Origin of the sequence: Streptomyces sp. KLMMK (assembly GCF_036961605.1) — a bacterium.
Taxonomy (GTDB): domain Bacteria; phylum Actinomycetota; class Actinomycetes; order Streptomycetales; family Streptomycetaceae; genus Streptomyces; species Streptomyces telluris.
Window position 1 is genome coordinate 1 of the sequence record NZ_JBAMDC010000772.1, and the last position, 1,022, is coordinate 1,022.

Genomic DNA, 1,022 nt, shown 5'->3' on the forward strand with positions numbered 1-1,022 from the left:
AGGGAGCGATGTGTCCCGCCGCCTGTTCACCTCGGAGTCCGTGACCGAAGGTCACCCCGACAAGATCGCTGACCAGATCAGCGACACGATCCTCGACGCCCTGCTCAAGGAGGACCCGACCTCCCGCGTGGCCGTCGAGACCCTGATCACCACCGGCCTGGTGCACGTGGCCGGCGAGGTGACGACGAAGGCGTACGCGCCGATCGCCTCGCTCGTCCGCAACAAGATCCTGGACATCGGCTACGACTCCTCGACGAAGGGTTTCGACGGTTCTTCGTGCGGTGTGTCGGTGTCGATCGGTGCGCAGTCGCCGGACATCGCCCAGGGTGTGGACGCGGCCTACGAGGCGCGTGTGGAGGGCGATGAGGACGAGCTCGACCGGCAGGGTGCCGGTGACCAGGGTCTGATGTTCGGCTACGCGTGCGACGAGACGCCGGAGCTGATGCCGCTGCCGATCCACCTGGCGCACCGGCTCTCGCGCCGCCTGTCGGAGGTCCGCAAGAACGGGACCATCCCCTACCTGCGCCCCGACGGCAAGACCCAGGTGACGATCGAGTACGACGGCAACAAGGCCGTCCGCCTCGACACCGTGGTCGTCTCCTCCCAGCACGCGTCGGACATCGACCTGGACTCGCTCCTGGCTCCCGACATCCGCGAGTTCGTCGTCGAGCACGTCCTCAAGGAGCTCGTCGAGGACGGCATCAAGCTGGACACCGACGGCTACCGGCTGCTGGTGAACCCCACGGGCCGTTTCGAGATCGGTGGCCCGATGGGTGACGCGGGTCTGACGGGCCGGAAGATCATCATCGACACGTACGGCGGGATGGCCCGTCACGGCGGCGGTGCGTTCTCGGGCAAGGACCCGTCCAAGGTGGACCGCTCGGCGGCGTACGCGATGCGCTGGGTCGCCAAGAACGTCGTCGCCGCAGGCCTGGCGTCCCGCTGCGAGGTGCAGGTCGCGTACGCGATCGGCAAGGCCGAGCCGGTGGGTCTGTTCGTGGAGACCTTCGGTACGAACACGA

At 67.7% G+C, this 1,022-nt stretch carries 1 protein-coding gene; it reads left to right on the forward strand.

What is annotated here, in order from left to right; translation table 11 throughout:
- Nucleotides 1-10 precede the first annotated feature (10 nt).
- Nucleotides 11-1,022: methionine adenosyltransferase (gene metK, locus V7793_RS37865; RefSeq protein ID WP_336014293.1), on the forward strand; the 1,012-nt coding region annotated here is incomplete at its 3' end.